15 protein-coding genes are annotated in these 15468 nt (G+C 64.0%); 11 read left to right on the top strand and 4 right to left on the bottom strand.

What is annotated here, in order from left to right; all coding sequences use genetic code 11:
* Positions 1–24 precede the first annotated feature (24 nt).
* From thrC to moaE, 4 genes are all read left to right on the top strand, one after another.
* Positions 25–1488, top strand: coding sequence for a threonine synthase (gene thrC, locus CDV44_RS15475; RefSeq protein ID WP_087688837.1), 1464 nt, complete (start codon positions 25–27; stop codon positions 1486–1488).
* A gap of 129 nt (positions 1489–1617) precedes the next feature.
* Positions 1618–2853 carry a gephyrin-like molybdotransferase Glp gene (glp, locus tag CDV44_RS15470; protein ID WP_087688836.1) on the top strand — a complete coding sequence of 412 codons (1236 nt, stop codon included), beginning with the start codon at positions 1618–1620 and terminating at the stop codon, positions 2851–2853.
* Between the two features lie 40 nt (positions 2854–2893).
* Entirely contained in the window at positions 2894–3151 is a 258-nt protein-coding gene (gene moaD, locus CDV44_RS15465; protein ID WP_058379026.1) for a molybdopterin converting factor subunit 1, read from the top strand.
* Positions 3152–3204: 53 nt separating this feature from the next.
* Entirely contained in the window at positions 3205–3696 is a 492-nt protein-coding gene (gene moaE, locus CDV44_RS15460; protein ID WP_087688835.1) for a molybdopterin synthase catalytic subunit MoaE, read from the top strand.
* A 54-nt stretch (positions 3697–3750) separates the two neighbouring features.
* Here the strand turns inward: moaE and CDV44_RS15455 are convergent, their stop codons facing one another.
* Positions 3751–4371, bottom strand: coding sequence for a group III truncated hemoglobin (locus CDV44_RS15455; RefSeq protein WP_249277575.1), 621 nt, complete (start codon positions 4369–4371; stop codon positions 3751–3753).
* Between the two features lie 219 nt (positions 4372–4590).
* On the opposite strand from CDV44_RS15455, the gene clpB reads away from it, so the two are divergent.
* The 4 genes from clpB to CDV44_RS15430 all read left to right on the top strand — a co-directional run bounded on the left by clpB (position 4591) and on the right by CDV44_RS15430 (position 10160).
* Positions 4591–7218 carry an ATP-dependent chaperone ClpB gene (clpB, locus tag CDV44_RS15450; RefSeq protein ID WP_087688834.1) on the top strand — a complete coding sequence of 876 codons (2628 nt, stop codon included), beginning with the start codon at positions 4591–4593 and terminating at the stop codon, positions 7216–7218.
* A 407-nt stretch (positions 7219–7625) separates the two neighbouring features.
* Positions 7626–8102, top strand: coding sequence for a DUF2306 domain-containing protein (locus CDV44_RS15440; protein ID WP_087688832.1), 477 nt, complete (start codon positions 7626–7628; stop codon positions 8100–8102).
* 8 nt (positions 8103–8110) lie between these two features.
* On the top strand, positions 8111–9268 hold the full coding sequence (locus CDV44_RS15435; protein WP_170936003.1) for a sensor histidine kinase: 1158 nt from the start codon (positions 8111–8113) through the stop codon (positions 9266–9268).
* A 28-nt stretch (positions 9269–9296) separates the two neighbouring features.
* Positions 9297–10160 (top strand): LytTR family DNA-binding domain-containing protein, encoded by an 864-nt coding sequence (locus tag CDV44_RS15430; protein WP_087688830.1) that lies wholly within the window; start codon positions 9297–9299, stop codon positions 10158–10160.
* Here the strand turns inward: CDV44_RS15430 and CDV44_RS15425 are convergent.
* Positions 10123–11097: a helix-turn-helix domain-containing protein gene (locus tag CDV44_RS15425; protein WP_087688829.1), complete on the bottom strand. Its 975-nt coding sequence runs from the start codon at positions 11095–11097 to the stop codon at positions 10123–10125. The genes CDV44_RS15430 and CDV44_RS15425 overlap by 38 nt on opposite strands.
* Positions 11098–11332: 235 nt before the next feature.
* Here CDV44_RS15425 and rraA point away from each other — a divergent pair, with 235 nt between their 5' ends.
* Together rraA and CDV44_RS15415 are read left to right on the top strand one after the other, a co-directional pair.
* Complete coding sequence (rraA, locus tag CDV44_RS15420) at positions 11333–11827, top strand: ribonuclease E activity regulator RraA (protein ID WP_087688828.1); 495 nt, start codon at positions 11333–11335, stop codon at positions 11825–11827.
* A 56-nt stretch (positions 11828–11883) separates the two neighbouring features.
* Positions 11884–12303 carry a gamma-glutamylcyclotransferase gene (locus CDV44_RS15415; RefSeq protein WP_087688912.1) on the top strand — a complete coding sequence of 140 codons (420 nt, stop codon included), beginning with the start codon at positions 11884–11886 and terminating at the stop codon, positions 12301–12303.
* Positions 12304–12347: 44 nt separating this feature from the next.
* On the opposite strand, the gene CDV44_RS15410 is transcribed toward CDV44_RS15415, so the two are convergent.
* Together CDV44_RS15410 and CDV44_RS15405 are read right to left on the bottom strand one after the other, a co-directional pair.
* Positions 12348–13145, bottom strand: a complete 798-nt coding sequence (locus CDV44_RS15410; protein ID WP_170936002.1) for a queuosine precursor transporter — start codon at positions 13143–13145, stop codon at positions 12348–12350.
* Positions 13146–13177: 32 nt separating this feature from the next.
* Positions 13178–14104, bottom strand: a complete 927-nt coding sequence (locus CDV44_RS15405) for an NADPH-dependent 7-cyano-7-deazaguanine reductase QueF (protein ID WP_087688826.1) — start codon at positions 14102–14104, stop codon at positions 13178–13180.
* Between the two features lie 184 nt (positions 14105–14288).
* Between CDV44_RS15405 and CDV44_RS15400 the strand changes: the two genes are divergently transcribed.
* Positions 14289–15200 (top strand): DMT family transporter, encoded by a 912-nt coding sequence (locus CDV44_RS15400; protein WP_087688825.1) that lies wholly within the window; start codon positions 14289–14291, stop codon positions 15198–15200.
* Positions 15201–15468: the final 268 nt, after the last annotated feature.

Genomic DNA, 15468 nt, shown 5'->3' with positions numbered 1-15468 from the left:
ACCACGGACAGGACAACGACTGACATGAAATACATCTCCACGCGCGGCGCGGGCCTGACTTCGGGCGAGCCGCAATCGTTTTCCAGCATCCTGCTGGGCGGGCTGGCGCCGGATGGCGGCCTCTATCTGCCCACGGAATACCCGCAAGTCTCGGCCGACGAGCTGCGCGCCTGGCGCCAGTTGTCGTACGCCGATCTGGCCGCGAAAGTGCTGGCCAAGTTCGCCGGCGATGTTCCGGTGGAAGTGCTGGCCGACCTGACGCGCCGCACGTACACCGCCGAGGTGTATCGCAATGTGCGTCCGGGCGAAGACGCCACCGAGATCACGCCGCTGCTGCCGCTGGGCGTCGAGAACGGCACGCAACTGTCGTTGCTGGCGCTCTCGAACGGCCCGACGCTCGCGTTCAAGGACATGGCCATGCAATTGCTTGGCAACCTGTTCGAGTACGCACTGGCTCAGCACGGCGACGCCCTGAACATTCTGGGCGCGACGTCCGGCGATACGGGCAGCGCAGCGGAATACGCCATGCGCGGCAAGGAAGGCATTCGTGTCTTCATGCTCTCGCCGGCCGGCAAGATGAGCGCGTTCCAGACCGCGCAGATGTACAGCCTGCAAGACCCGAACATCTTCAACCTCGCGGTCGAAGGCGTGTTCGACGACTGTCAGGACATCGTCAAGGCCGTCTCGAACGATCACGCCTACAAGGCGCGTTACAAGATCGGCACGGTCAACTCGATCAACTGGGCCCGTGTGGTCGCGCAGGTCGTCTACTACTTCAAGGGCTACTTTGCTGCCACGGGCGGCAAGTCGGGCCAGGACGGCAAAGTGTCGTTCACCGTGCCGTCGGGCAACTTCGGCAACGTCTGCGCAGGTCACATCGCGCGCATGATGGGCCTGCCGATCCACAAGCTCGTCGTGGCGACCAACGAGAACGACGTGCTCGACGAGTTCTTCCGCACCGGCAACTATCGCGTGCGCAAGTCGGCCGAGACCTTCCACACCAGCAGCCCGAGCATGGATATCTCGAAGGCGTCGAATTTCGAGCGTTTTCTGTTCGATCTGCTGGACCGCGACGCGCAGGCCACGGCGGCGCTGCTCGCCAAGGTGGAGCAGGGCGGTTTCGACCTGTCGGGCACCGATGCGTTTGCACGCGTGGCGCAGTTCGGCTTTGTGTCGGGCCGCAGCACGCACGCCGACCGTGTGGCGACGATTCAGGACGTGGCGAAGCGCTACGACGTGGTCATCGACACCCACACGGCCGACGGCGTGAAGGTTGCGCGCGAAGCACTGGAACCGGGCGTGCCGATGGTGGTGCTCGAAACGGCCCAGCCGGCCAAGTTTGCCGAAACGATTCGTGAAGCGCTGCATCGTGAGCCGCCGCGTCCGGCGGGCTTCGAGCAACTCGAATCGCTGCCGCAACGCGTCGAGACGGTGCAGAACGACGTCGCCCGCGTGAAGGCCTATATTGCGGAACATACCGGCCTGTAAGTTGGCTAATGCGTTGGCCGATGCGTTGGCCGATGGACGCCGCGGCGTCCCGGTGTCACATCACGTGAACGCATCGGGACGCCCTCTCTCTTTTTCTTCCCGGGCCCTGTCGGGCCCGCGACGCCTGTCATGCTGAGTACACAAGAAGCGCTTGACGCTGTTCTGGCCGCTGCCCGTCCGCTCGGGCAGACGGAAACCGTCGACACGCTCGCGGCCAACGGGCGCGTGCTGGCGGCCGATGTCGTGGCTACGCTCGACGTGCCGCCGATGGACACCAGCGCGATGGACGGCTATGCCGTGCGCCGGGCGGATCTGACGGGCGCAGAGACGGTGTTGCCGGTCTCGCAACGCATTCCGGCGGGCCACGCCCCCGAGCCGCTGGCAGCAGGCACGGCGGCGCGCATCTTCACGGGCGCTCCGGTGCCCGCAGGCGCGGACGCCGTCGTGATGCAGGAACAGTGTGAAGCGCGCGACGACGGTTCGGTGGTGATTCGTCATGCCCCGGCTGATGGCGAGTTCGTCAACCGGCAGGGGGCCGACATCCGCCGCGACAGCGTGGTGCTGGCGGCGGGCACCCGCCTGCGGGCCCCGGCGCTCGGCTTGGCGGCATCGGTCGGTATCGCGAAGCTTCAGGTCGCGCGCCGCCTGCGGGTAGCGGTGTTTTTCACCGGCGACGAACTGACGATGCCCGGCGAGACGTTGCGTGCCGGCAGCATCTACAACTCGAATCGTTTTGTGCTGCGCAGCCTGCTGGAAAACCTTGGCTGCCAGATGACCGACTACGGCATCGTGCCGGACAACCTGTCGGCCACACGCGCCATTCTGCGCGACGCGGCACGCGGCAACGACCTGATCATCACGTCGGGCGGAGTGTCCGTCGGCGAAGAGGATCACGTCAAACCCGCGGTGGAAGCCGAGGGCCGTCTGAATCTTTGGCAGATCGCGCTCAAGCCGGGCAAACCGCTCGCTTACGGCGAGGTCAACCGCACCGGCGCGAGCGCGGCGGCAGCGGAGGCCACCCAGACGGCGCATTTCATCGGATTGCCGGGCAACCCGGTGTCGAGTTTCGTGACGTTCCTGCTGTTCGTGCGTCCGTTCATCCTTCGCCTGCAAGGCGTGCAGGACGTGACGCCGCGCCGTATCGCCATGCGCGCCGACTTCACGCAGGCCAAGGCCGATCGCCGCAACGAGTTCGTACGTGCCCGCCTGAACGCCAATGGCGGATTGGGCGCGTTCCCGAATCAGAGTTCGGCGGTGCTGACGTCGACGGTATGGGGCGACGGCCTCATCGATAACCCGCCGGGCCACCGCATCGAAGCGGGGCAGACGGTGGCGTTCCTGCCGTTTTCCGACCTTCTATATTGAGAGACAGGCATGTCGCGCCTGACGCGGCATGGCCCAACCTATGCAGATCGATCTTCGCTTTTTTGCCAGCGTACGCGAGGCCCTCAAAGTGGCCGAAGAACATGTGGAAGTGCCCAACGGCATTACCACCGTGGGAGACGTGCGCCAATGGTTGTGCCTGCGCGGGCCGCTGTGGGCCGAGACGCTGGGTGAGCAGCGATTCCTGCGCATGGCGCTGAATCACACGATGGTGCCGGCGTCCACGCGCCTCACCGACGGCTGCGAAGTGGCCTTCTTCCCGCCAGTGACGGGCGGCTGAGTCCAGCGCCAACCGCCAAGCTGACCTCAACGCAGACGAACCGAGACCCGATCATGCCGATCCGCGTACAGACCGAAGACTTCGACCTGTCGACCGAAATTCGCCAACTGCGCGCGGGCGACCTGCGCGTGGGCGCGGTGGCGAGTTTCGTGGGGACGGTGCGCGACCTGAACGACGGCAAGGACGTCTCGCGCATGACGCTCGAGCACTATCCGGGCATGACGGAGAAGGCGCTTGAGCAGATCGTGGCGCAGGCCAGCGAGCGCTGGCGGCTGTTCGACGCGCTGGTGATCCACCGGTACGGCGACTTGGGCCCGGGCGATCAGATCGTGCTGGTGGCCGTGACGTCGGCGCATCGCGGCGATGCGTTCGCCGCGTGCGAATTCATCATGGATTATCTGAAGACCGAAGCCCCGTTCTGGAAGAAGGAATCGACGCCGCAAGGCGAGCGCTGGGTCGATGCCCGTGATACCGATACGGCGGCACGTGAGCGCTGGGCGGTGGGGCAGGGTGGCGTCCCGGATTCTTCGGTCAAATCCGACTAAAAATCAAAAATCATCAATAAAAATCGGCGAAATTCGAACAATTTCGCCGATTTTTCATTCATGAGGCCGTGCGGGCCGCGCGGCCTTCACGCTGTCGAGCAACGCGCGCTGCGCCGGTGGCAGCGCGTATTCCCATCCGAACAGATTCAATTGCAGGCTCTCTGCGATACGGATCGCCGGCTCGGCAAAGACGAAGGCGGCTTCCGGTTCGAATAGCGCGTCTAACGTGTCGAAGAAGAGCACGAGCCAGCGGCTGAAGTGCTCGCCGGTGAGGTGAGCGAACGGCTGATGCGCCTGCGTCACATTGCCGCGGTAACGTTTCGCACCGAGCACGATGCTGCTCCAGAACGCGACCATTTTTTCCAGATGCATGTCCCAGCGCCCTTCGAGCGCCTGCCGGAAGACGGGGCCCAGCAGGTCGTCGTCGCGAATGCGTCCGTAGAACGTGTGAACAAGCAACTGCACGGCCGCTTCGTCGACCTGCCCGAGCCGCTTGGGGGGCAACGCATCGAGCCACGCACCGAGGCGTGTCACGGGCGGCGTCGCGGTGAAAGTACCGCCTTCGAGGGCCGCTTCTGCCGCCAGCCCGGACGCAGATTTATCCCCCGTTTCGGCGCGATGTCCGGCCGGGTGCTTGTGGGTAGATCCAGTGCCTTGGCGGTCGTGTTGACTCATGGTGCGGCGTGCTAAAAATAGCTATTATGAGCCTCAAAGTCAGGCGTGTCGCGGGGGCGTGTCCCCACGATCTGCGTCGTTCGACTGCCGCATTCCACGGCTTCACCGGGCCACCCACAGGCCCTGCGCGAAATGTCAACCATTTGGCGCTAATGCCCTTGAAACCTTAGGGGATTGTCCGCACATCCGATCCAGAAAGTTTTCTTACCGGAGCACCCGATGCGACAAGACAAATTCACCACGCAGTTCCTGGAAGCGCTGGCTGATGCCCAAAGCATGGCAGTCGGTCGCGACCAGCAATATATCGAGCCGCTGCATCTGCTTGCCGCGCTCATCGCACAACCCGAAGGCGCAGCACGTTCGCTGCTGCAACGCGCGAGCGTGCAGGTTCAACCGCTGGCTCACGACATCGAGACGGCCCTGTCGAAGCTGCCACAGGTGCAAGGCACCGATGGCAACGTGCAGGTCAGCCGCGAACTCGCGGGCCTGCTGAATCAGGCCGACAAAGAAGCGCAAAAGCACGGCGACAGCTATATCGCCAGCGAAATGTTCCTGCTGGCACTGGCCGACGACAAGGGCGATACGGGCAAGCTGGCTCGCGCCCGTGGCCTCACGCGTAAAGCGCTGGAAGCCGCCATCGTCGGCGTGCGCGGCGGCGAGTCCGTCAACAGTCAGGACGCCGAGAGCCAACGCGAAGCCCTCAAGAAATACACGCTCGATCTGACCGAACGCGCCGCGCTCGGCAAGCTCGATCCCGTGATCGGCCGTGACGACGAAATCCGTCGCACGATTCAGATTCTGCAACGCCGCACGAAGAACAACCCGGTGCTGATCGGCGAACCGGGCGTGGGCAAGACCGCCATTGTGGAAGGCCTTGCGCAGCGTATCGTCAACGGCGAAGTGCCGGAGTCGCTCAAGAACAAGCGCGTGCTCGCACTCGACATGGCGGGGCTGCTCGCCGGTGCGAAATTCCGTGGCGAATTCGAAGAGCGTCTGAAGAGCGTGCTCAACGACATCGCCAAGGACGAGGGCCGTACGATCCTGTTCATCGACGAGATTCATACGATGGTCGGGGCCGGCAAGGCCGAAGGGGCGATGGATGCGGGCAACATGCTCAAGCCGGCGCTCGCGCGTGGTGAGCTGCATTGCATCGGCGCGACCACGCTCGACGAATACCGCAAGTACATCGAGAAGGACGCTGCGCTGGAGCGCCGCTTCCAGAAGGTGCTCGTCGAAGAGCCGAGCGTCGAGGCGACCATCGCCATCCTGCGTGGCTTGCAGGAAAAGTACGAACTGCACCACGGTGTGGAGATCACCGACCCGGCGATTGTGGCGGCGGCTGAACTGAGCCAGCGCTACATCACCGACCGGTTCCTGCCGGACAAGGCCATCGACCTGATCGATGAGGCCGCGTCGAAGATCAAGATGGAAATCGACTCGAAGCCGGAAGTGATGGACAAGCTCGACCGTCGTCTGATCCAGTTGAAGATCGAGCGCGAAGCCATCAAGAAGGAAACCGACGAAGCGTCGCAGAAGCGTCTGGCGCTCATCGAGGAAGAGATCTCGCGTCTGGAGCGTGAGTACGCCGACCTCGAAGAAATCTGGACCGCCGAGAAAGCGGCCGTGCAGGGCAGCGCGCAGGTCAAGGAAGAGATCGACCGCGTGCGTGCCGAGCTGGCCAAGCTGCAACGCGAAGGCAAGCTCGACAAGGTGGCCGAACTGCAATACGGCAAGCTGCCGCAACTCGAAGCGCAGCTGAAGGATGCGGCTGCCGCCGAAGCGGCTGGCCAGCAAGCGCACCCGCGTCTGTTGCGTACGCAGGTGGGCACGGAAGAAATCGCTGAAGTCATTTCGCGAGCCACCGGCATTCCGGTCTCGAAGATGATGCAGGGCGAGCGCGAGAAGCTGCTCAACATGGAAGGCAAGTTGCACGAGCGCGTGGTGGGGCAGGACGAGGCGATTACCGCCGTGGCCGACGCCATCCGCCGTTCGCGTGCGGGGTTGTCGGATCCGGATCGTCCGTACGGGTCGTTCCTGTTCCTCGGCCCGACGGGCGTGGGCAAGACCGAGCTTTGCAAGGCGCTGGCGATGTTCCTGTTCGACTCGGAAGATCACCTGATCCGCATCGACATGAGCGAGTTCATGGAGAAGCACAGCGTCGCCCGCCTGATCGGCGCGCCGCCGGGCTACGTGGGTTATGAGGAAGGCGGTTATCTGACCGAAGCCGTGCGTCGCAAGCCGTACAGCGTGATCCTGCTCGACGAAGTCGAGAAGGCGCACCCGGACGTCTTCAACGTGCTGCTGCAAGTGCTGGACGACGGTCGCATGACCGACGGTCAGGGCCGCACGGTGGACTTCAAGAACACCGTGATCGTGATGACGTCGAACCTTGGGTCGTCGATGATTCAGTCGATGGTCGGCGAGCCGCAGGAGCGTATCAAGGACGCGGTGTGGCTGGAGATCAAGGAGCACTTCCGTCCCGAGTTCCTGAACCGGATCGACGAAGTCGTGGTGTTCCATGGTCTGGATCAGAAGCACATCGAGTCGATTGCGACGATTCAGATCGAGATCCTGCGCAAGCGTCTGGCCAAGCTCGACATGGCACTCGAAGTCAGCAAGGCCGCGTTGATGCACGTGGCGCGCGAGGGCTTCGACCCGGTGTTCGGGGCACGTCCGCTCAAGCGGGCGATCCAGCAGGAGATCGAGAATCCGGTCGCCAAGCTGGTGCTGGCCGGCAAGTTCGGTCCGAAGGACACCATCCCGGTCGACTGGCGCAATGGCCGGTTCACCTTCGACGGCGACACGGCCGCGCAAGTGAGCAAGGAAACGGAAGCCGCGGCGGAGTAAGCTGCGGGTCTTCGCGGGGAGGTTACGGCCTCCCCGGCAGGTAGCAGAGCGCGGCTTCGGCCGCGCTTTTTTTTCGTCTTTCGACGCCGTAACACGCCGAAAGGCCAGCCGGAGCGCCTCGGCACGGGGAACGCTCGCGCGTGGCATCGTCGTGTCACAATCGTCGGCGAGAATGCGCGACCGGGCAGGCGGCACGCAGGTCGATGCGCTGACACCGCGCGACTTGGCCGGCATCGAGGTGGCGCCTGCGGGCCTGCATCCAGTCAGCCAGTCAGCGAAGGCGCGTGAGATTCGCGCTGACGGATCACCGTTCGCGACACTGGGCGAGTCCTTCGTCGCATGGCGGGTGCGCCACCGGCAACAAATTCCTATCGTCGGGTCATGAGCTATCACGACGAGAGGAAGCGATGACAACGATTGTGGCAATTCACCTGGCGGCGGCCGTTGCGGCGGTCATGCTGGGCATCACGATTCTGATGGCGCGGCGGGGCACTCCGCGTCATCGCTGGCTGGGCAGGACGTGGGCGATGACGATGGCGGTCGCGGCGCTGTCTAGCTTTGGCATCCGGGAGTTAAACCCGGGGCATTTCTCGTGGCTGCACGCGCTGGCGGCATGGGTACTGGTGAGTCTGGTACTGGCCATTGCCGCGATCCGGCGCGGCAACGTGGTGACGCATCGGCGCAGCATGCTTGGGCTATACACCGGGTTGATCGTCGCGGGTGTTGCGGCGGTGGCGGTGCCGGGCCGGATGCTCAACGAGACGCTCGCCCGGTGGGGGCACGAGGTCATGACGGCCGCGACGGTGTCGACGAGCGTATCGACGGTATCGACGGTATCGACGGCATCGGCGACGGGCATGGCAGGCGGGGAGGGCACACGATAATGACAACGATGATGAGACAACCGCAACCCGTCGAGACCCCGCAGCCGGCCCCCGTCAAACCGACGCGCGGTCTCTGGCCGACGTTTTTTCGCGAACTCGTGGGTGTGCTGCTCTTCAACACGGCGATCGCCCTGATACTCAAGCTGATCGGTTTCGGCGGCACGTTGTGGCAGAACTTCGTTTTCAGCCAGTGCATCGGCATCACCATCACCGTGCTGATCGATGGCGGACGCCGGGCGATCTGGCGCAATGGCGCGCCGCCCATCATCCCGTTTCTGTTGTTGGTGGCGTTCGGTTGTTCGGCGGGCCTTGTCGGCGGGATCACGCTGGGCACGGTACTGCTCGGGCTGCCGCTCACGTTGTGGCGTCCGCTCAATGGCCACACCACGCCGATCGTGCTGCTGATTGCGTTGCTGGCCACGGGCGTGGGGACGTATCACGGTTGGTCGCGGGCGCGGATGGCGCAGTTGAAGGCGGCGGCAGCGCAGCAGGCCTTGCGAGAATCGGCCGCTGAAAAGCAGTTGGTGCGCGCCCAGTTGCAGACCTTGCAGGCACAGCTTGAACCGCACTTTCTGTTCAACGTGCTCGCGAATCTCGACTCGTTGATCGCCAGCGATCCCGCGCGTGCCCGTGTATTGCTGGGTCATATGAACCGCTTCTTGCGCGCATCGCTGGCAGCCACACGCGCCGAGACCATCTCGCTGGCCGACGAGTTTGCGTTGCTCGACGCGTTGCTGGCGATCCAGCAAGTGCGCTTTGGCGAGCGCCTGCACTACACGCTCGATCTGCCGGACGATTGCCGGGCGCGACGGGTGCCGCCGATGCTGGTGCAGCCGCTCGTCGAGAATGCGATCAAGCACGGTATCGAGCGCCAGAGCCGCGGCGGCACGGTACGGGTGAGTGCGTATGGTGAAGTCGATGAAACAGGGACACCGTTTGTCGTGTTGCAGGTAAGCGATGACGGCGCGGGTTTTTCCACGACACCGGCCCCTTCAATGCCACACGATGCGCCGGGTCACGGCATCGGTCTGACGAATATTCGAGAGCGCCTGCGCGTGCTCTACGGCGACGCCGCGCGTCTCACCCTTGCCGAGGGTGTGCCGCAAGGTGTGGTCGCAACGTTGCGCTTGCCCGTGGATACGCCCGGGCAGACGGCAGCGGCATAGGTTTCTAGTTCCGCAGAGAGTGGAGTGCATGACATCCCCCGTCGCCCTGATTGCCGAAGACGAACCGTTACTCGCCGATGCCCTGCGTGCCATGCTCGCGCAGGCATGGCCCGATCTGCACGTGTTGCCGGTGGCGCCTGACGGCACGGCGGCGATTGCGGCCATCGCGCAAGAGCAGCCGGACGTGGTGTTTCTCGACATCGCGATGCCCGGCGCGACCGGGCTCGACGTGGCGCGTGCCTGTGCCCGGCTGACGCGCGCGCCGCAGATCGTGTTCGTCACGGCGTTCGACCGGTTCGCCCTCGACGCTTTCGACGCGGCGGCCATCGACTATCTGCTCAAACCCGTGGAGCCCGATCGCCTCGCGCGCACCGTCGCACGGCTGCGCGAACGGCTGGCCGCGCCGAAGCACGACACGCTCTCGCAGTTGCTCGCGACGCTGCGCACGCATCTGGAAGATGAAGCGGCCCCGGGCGGTGCGGTGAATGGCACGAACGGGGCACATGGGGCAAATGGGGCAAGCGGTTCGAAAAGCGTGACGGCGGCCTCAGCCCCGGCGGCGGGTGAATATCTGCGGTTCGTGCGGGCATCGGTGGGCGACGAGATCCGCATCGTGCCGGTGGAGGAAGTGTGCTTCTTCGAAGCCGCCGACAAGTACGTCGTGGTCGCCACTGTCGATGGCGATCTGCTGATTCGCACGAGCCTGCGCGAGTTACTGCCGCAACTCGACCCGTCGCGCTTCTGGCAGGTGCATCGCAGCACCGTCGTCAATGTGGCCGAAGTGGTGAGCGCACAGCACACGCCGCTTGGGCGCCTGACGTTGAAGCTCAAGCGCCGCAAAGACCGCGTCGCCGTCAGTCGTCAGTACGCGCACTTGTTCCGGCAGATGTAGCCTCCGGGGTGGTGGCGAAGAACTCGCTCGGCGTGCGCCCGAACGTGCGCTTGAACATCGCCGAGAACGCGCTCTGACTGCGATAGCCCAACTCGCGAGCGATGCGAGCGAGCGGGTAACCCTTCGAGGCCAGCGGAATGGCTTGCGCAAGGATCACCTGCTGCCGCCACTGCACGAAACTCATGTTCAGCTCCTGCCGGAACAGGCGTCCGATCGTGCGCGGGCTCGCGCCTGCGTAGCGCGCCCATTGGTCGAGCGTCCACGCCCGGGCAGGGTCGGCCAGCATGGCGTTGCATAACGTCAGCAGGCGTTTGTCGCGAGGCAGGGGCACTTCCAGCGGCAGCGGCGACGCGCGGCGCAGTTCATCCAGAATCAAGCCGCCGAGCAGTTGCTCGCGTGGCGCATCCAGTTCGTCTTCCGGTACGTCGATGGCGGCGATCAGCTCGCGCAGCAGCGGTGAGACTTCCACGACCCGGCAGTGATCCAGCCCGGACGGGATGAAGTCACGATGCACGTAGAGCGTGCGCAAGTACGACGGCTCATTGACCTGCAAGCTGTGCTCGACATCGGGCGGAATCCAGATCGCGCGCGAGGGCGGCACAATCCATGCGGCATCGGACACCGCAATCTGGATCACGCCGCGCGGCGTGTACGCCACCTGTGCCCACGCGTGCCGGTGGTCGGGTACACGAATCGTGTCGAGAATCGGCCGCGCCCGTAACCGCACGGGCCGTTCAGGCGTCGGAGAGAACTCCGGGGGGACGACGTGCTTTGCCGGGGGCGTGGGCGCCGCTGGTTCGACAGGGATATCGGCACCTTCCGCCGGAGTTGCGCGCGCGTTCACCGCTGCCGGTTCGGCGGCGGTCGTTGACGACGCAGCATCGGGCGGGGCAGGCAGATCAGAAAGTCCGGACGGGAAGCGCAAGGAGCTAGGCATGGCGTAAGCGCGACAATTCGTGTCCCATAAGTGTAATTCAGCCGTGTCCGCGTGTCGGCTGGCGCAATGTCGAGGTTAACCACGAGTGCGCAGCGCGTGCGGACCCGACGCATTGGCTTTCCCGCAGGGCGAGGCGCTATGATCGATGTCAGCGTGCGGCCTCATCCCTCCAGAATGCATGACGCGGCACCGGATACTGCTGCATCAACAAGCCAATTCGAATCGGAACCTTGCCATGAAATTCGCCACCTGTGATTTGTGTGATGCCCATGAAGACGCACTGGCCGACGGTCGCCTGCGTGTGTTGCAACCCGGCTTTCTGTTGCTCGGACAGGCCCGTCGTTTTGCCGGCCCGGCGGCGACGCTCAAAGTCTTTGAAGACAACTCGCGGGTACGTACTGCACTTGAGACGCCGGGCGAGGGCCGGGTGCTGGTCGTGGATGGTGGCGGGTCAGTGCGCTGTGCACTGGTGGGCGGCAACCTCGCGCAACTCGGCGAGAAGAACGGCTGGGCGGGCATCGTGGTGAATGGAGCGGTGCGCGACACCGAGGAACTGGAAGTGTGCGAGATCGGCATTCGGGCGCTCGCCACGAACCCGCGCAAGAGCGTGAAGCTCGGCGCCGGGCAGACCGATCTGATTGTGGATATCGCCGGGGAGCTGGTGCGTCCGGGCGAATGGATCTACAGCGACATCGACGGCATTCTCGTTTCGACGGAGCCGTTGGTATGACAAATCAAGTCATCAGTGCGGCAACCGGCGCAGCGACTGGCAACGGGGAAGACGCGGTGGTTCACGTCTTCGTCTACGGCACGCTGCGCGCGGGCGAGATCAACGACATGATGCGTGCGGCGGCGCGTCATCATCTGCCCGCGCCCACGTATGTGGGAACGTCGACCTTGGGCGGTCGCCTTTACGACTTTGGCCGTTACCCGGGCATGGTGTTATCAACGCAAGCCAATGAGCGCACGGTCGGCGACATCTATCGCATTCCGGCGGCGCTGGTAGCCGTGCTCGACGAGATCGAAGCCGTCTATCCGGGCGAAGCGGGGTTGTTCGTGCGCGAGTTGCACGACGTAGCCCACGACGGCGCGACCTACACGTGCATCGTCTACCCGGTCAATGAAGCGGCCGTGGCCGGTCTGCCGCACATCGCCAGCGGCGATTGGGTCGACTACCGGAAGACGCGGGAAGTCAGCGCGGTGTGACATGGCGCGACACGATGCGCTGCGATGTGACGCGGCGCATCGTGTCACTCGCCGCGCCCTCGAAACGCAAACGGGTTGAGCGACGTGCCGACATCGTAATGATCGATGCCGTCCAGCCGCTTGAGCAGACGAGCGAGTCCGACAGTGAGCGGCAGCACCAGCCACTGCAACGCACACTTGAAGACGAATTCGAGTCCGATCATGCGTGCCATCGCATCGGCATCGAGCACGTAGGCAAACGCAATCACGACAAACACGAGCGTATCGAGCAGAGCCGCCAACGCGCTGCCCGCCATGATGCGCAAGCCCGCCCAACGGCCGTGCATGGCCACCTTCATGCGCGCGAGCGTTGCCGCATTGGCGAACTCTCCGACAAAGCACGCCGATACCGACGCCACAAACATATGTGTGATGGCTTCGAACCAGTGACGCTGCACGTCATCGGTGAAACCGGTTTGCGCGGCCCACGCCGGCTGCGTGGGTAGCAACGCCATCAGCCAGAGAAAGCCGATGAGGATGAGGTTGGCGGCGAGCCCGCTCCAGATCACCACGCGGCTGATGCGGTAGCCGTACACCTCGGTCAGCACCGACGCGAACAGATAGGCGAACGGAAAGCTGATGATCGCCGCCGAAAACGTCAGCCGCAGCGGCTCACCGAAGAACGGCCACGGCAGCACGATCTCGCATACACGCGCCCCGAGCGCATTCGATATCAGCAGAAAGCTCACGAATGCAATGGCGAGGCAGATGACGGCCGGGGTAATGCGTGTGGCTTGCTTGTGGTGGGCAGGCGGGCACGTCGATGCCGGGGATGCCGGAGAAGCTGGAGACGGCGGGTTCACCGTAGACGATTCGGAATGTGAAGACGAGGCAGTCATTGGCGTACGGTGCGGACGTTGCGAATGGAGATGGCGTGCGTCGAGCGCACCGGATTGATATCGAGGCCGTGACGCCGCGTAAAGCGTGCGCCGACCGTCAGGCGCGTGGGCGCACATTGGGCGAGCAAGTCGATAAAGACGGTTTCCACGCATTGTTCGTGAAACATCTCGCTGTCTCTGAACGAGAGTACATAGGCGAGCAAGGTTTGCCGACAAATGCGTGCGCCGGTGTAGTCGATCCATAGGGTACCGAGGTCGATGCCACCGGTCAGCGGACAGCGTGAACTGAGCAGGTCCGAGCTGAGGCGTTCGTGAAACAGCGTCGCCAGCCCCGGATCAGCGTTTCCCGCGTTGCCGCCGTTTCCAGCAATTCCAGCAATTCCAGCGCCTCCAGCGTCATGAACGATTCGGAGCAGGCTGGCCTGTACGCCACCGCGCACGACGCCGCCGGGCTCGGTATCAAGACTCACAGCGTCAGGCTCGCCACCGCAAGTGGCACGAACCGCCTGCCGGACCGGCGTCGCGCGCACAAGCACATAAGACTTCAGGCAATGGGTGAGCGCCCCCGCGACGTGGGCTTCGAGCGCTTGTGCCGATTCGAACCGAAGTTCACGAAGCGTCGAAAGGTACCGCCTCGCGTCCGACATTTCCAGCGTGAACGGCGAATCGCAGGGAATGACAATTTCCAGCACCGCAATTTGCGGGCGCTCATGCATGTCGAGCCAGGCGACCTCGTAGTCGTTCCAGAGATCGTAGCCGCGCATGCCGATCCCACGAGCGGCAGCGTCAGGCGCCCCGCGCAGGCGGGCACGCGGCAGCGGACGAGGAAACACCGTCGCCGGGGCATCTGGGCTCACATGCTCGCCCCCATGCGTGGCATGCACGTTGACCGCGCTGGCGGCACCGGAATCGTTGCGTGACATAGGCTGAGGTTCCTCCGAAAGTTTGACCGTCGAACTTAACGCGCGTGTCCGGTGCGTTCAATGCGTCGAATCTGAAATGTGCCGACGCCGCCATGTCCGATTATGACCAGCGCAACGCGGGCGGTTGTGGGAGCATGCACGCATTCCGGTAGACATATGCGGCCTTTGCGCCGTCTCCCACACTATGCGATCGTCCGACATTGCCCGTTTGCTGACGCTCTCCGCCATCTGGGGCGCGAGTTTCCTCTTCATGCGTATCATCGTGCCCGCACTGGGGCCGTTGCCGACGGCCTTCTTCCGCGTCGCACTCGGCGCACTGGGGCTAGCCGTCATCCTGCTCGTGCTGCGCGTCCGTTGGCAGTTCAAAGGGTTGCTGGGCGCGTCGATGGTGCTCGGCGTGATCAATTCCGGCATTCCCTTCGTCATGTACTGTCTGGCCGCGCGTGTGTTGCCCGCCGGCTACTCGTCCATCCTCAACGCCACCACGCCGCTGATGGGGGTGCTGATCGGCGTGGTGTTCTTCCGTGAGCGTCTGACCGGTGCCAAGGGCCTCGGTGTGCTGCTGGGGCTGATCGGTGTGGCGGTGCTGACCCGCACCGGCCCCGTGGCGATGTCAGGGCCCGTCGTGATGGGGGCGCTCGCGTGTCTCGTGGCGACGTCTTGCTACGGCCTTGCGGGATATCTCACCAAGCGCTGGATTAGCGACCGCGGCGGTCTCGACGCCAAGCTCGTGGCTTTCGGCAGCCAGCTGGGGGCGGCGCTCGTGCTGCTGCCGTTCTTCGCTTACGTATCGACCACGACCGGCATGCCGGGCCCTGCCACGGGCGGCGTATGGGCGGCCATGGCGGCGCTCGGCTTCGTATGCAGCGCGCTGGCCTATATGTTGTTCTTCCGCCTGATCGCCGATCTCGGTCCGCTGCGCTCGCTCACCGTCACGTTCCTCATTCCGCCGTTCGGCGTGTTGTGGGGCGCCTTGTTCCTGAACGAAGCGGTCACCTTCGCTCACCTTGTCGGCGGCTGCTTCATCGCCATGGCCGTGTGGCTCGTCTGCAAGCCGCCGAAGGCCGCCCCGGTCGCGAGTCGCGTCACCTCCTGACGCGGTACCCGAGGGAAGCAAGCAGGCCGGTAACTCGCGTTACCGGTCTTTTTTCATGATGTGGAATGGGGTTGCGGTGCGTAAAAATTTGCGCTGCTTGGCACAACATCATGATTTCAGGAAGGGAAACATCGTTTCACATCGCAAAAATATTTTGTTATCTATTTGATTTTTATAAATAAAAAATATGCGATAGGCACGACATTCGTTCTGTTGCGATGCGTGAAGAATCCCTAAACTCTTATACAAGACCTGCCGATTCGGAGAC

Source organism: Pandoraea sp. PE-S2R-1 (assembly GCF_002179865.1).
Lineage (GTDB): Bacteria > Pseudomonadota > Gammaproteobacteria > Burkholderiales > Burkholderiaceae > Pandoraea.
Note: the sequence above shows the minus strand (reverse complement) of the source record. Positions and strands in the feature narration are given on the sequence as shown.

What these genes read in the sequence shown, in the direction of transcription:
- CDV44_RS15430 (WP_087688830.1), top strand. Translation starts at nt 9,297, where the DNA reads ATGACATCCCCCGTCGCCCTGATTGCCGAAGACGAACCGTTACTCGCC.
- CDV44_RS15400 (WP_087688825.1), top strand. Translation starts at nt 14,289, where the DNA reads ATGCGATCGTCCGACATTGCCCGTTTGCTGACGCTCTCCGCCATCTGG.
- CDV44_RS15455 (WP_249277575.1), bottom strand. Translation starts at nt 4,371, where the DNA reads ATGAGTCAACACGACCGCCAAGGCACTGGATCTACCCACAAGCACCCG.
- moaD (WP_058379026.1), top strand. Translation starts at nt 2,894, where the DNA reads ATGCAGATCGATCTTCGCTTTTTTGCCAGCGTACGCGAGGCCCTCAAA.
- CDV44_RS15425 (WP_087688829.1), bottom strand. Translation starts at nt 11,097, where the DNA reads ATGCCTAGCTCCTTGCGCTTCCCGTCCGGACTTTCTGATCTGCCTGCC.
- glp (WP_087688836.1), top strand. Translation starts at nt 1,618, where the DNA reads ATGCTGAGTACACAAGAAGCGCTTGACGCTGTTCTGGCCGCTGCCCGT.
- rraA (WP_087688828.1), top strand. Translation starts at nt 11,333, where the DNA reads ATGAAATTCGCCACCTGTGATTTGTGTGATGCCCATGAAGACGCACTG.
- CDV44_RS15440 (WP_087688832.1), top strand. Translation starts at nt 7,626, where the DNA reads ATGACAACGATTGTGGCAATTCACCTGGCGGCGGCCGTTGCGGCGGTC.
- CDV44_RS15405 (WP_087688826.1), bottom strand. Translation starts at nt 14,104, where the DNA reads ATGTCACGCAACGATTCCGGTGCCGCCAGCGCGGTCAACGTGCATGCC.
- moaE (WP_087688835.1), top strand. Translation starts at nt 3,205, where the DNA reads ATGCCGATCCGCGTACAGACCGAAGACTTCGACCTGTCGACCGAAATT.
- CDV44_RS15435 (WP_170936003.1), top strand. Translation starts at nt 8,111, where the DNA reads ATGATGAGACAACCGCAACCCGTCGAGACCCCGCAGCCGGCCCCCGTC.
- thrC (WP_087688837.1), top strand. Translation starts at nt 25, where the DNA reads ATGAAATACATCTCCACGCGCGGCGCGGGCCTGACTTCGGGCGAGCCG.
- clpB (WP_087688834.1), top strand. Translation starts at nt 4,591, where the DNA reads ATGCGACAAGACAAATTCACCACGCAGTTCCTGGAAGCGCTGGCTGAT.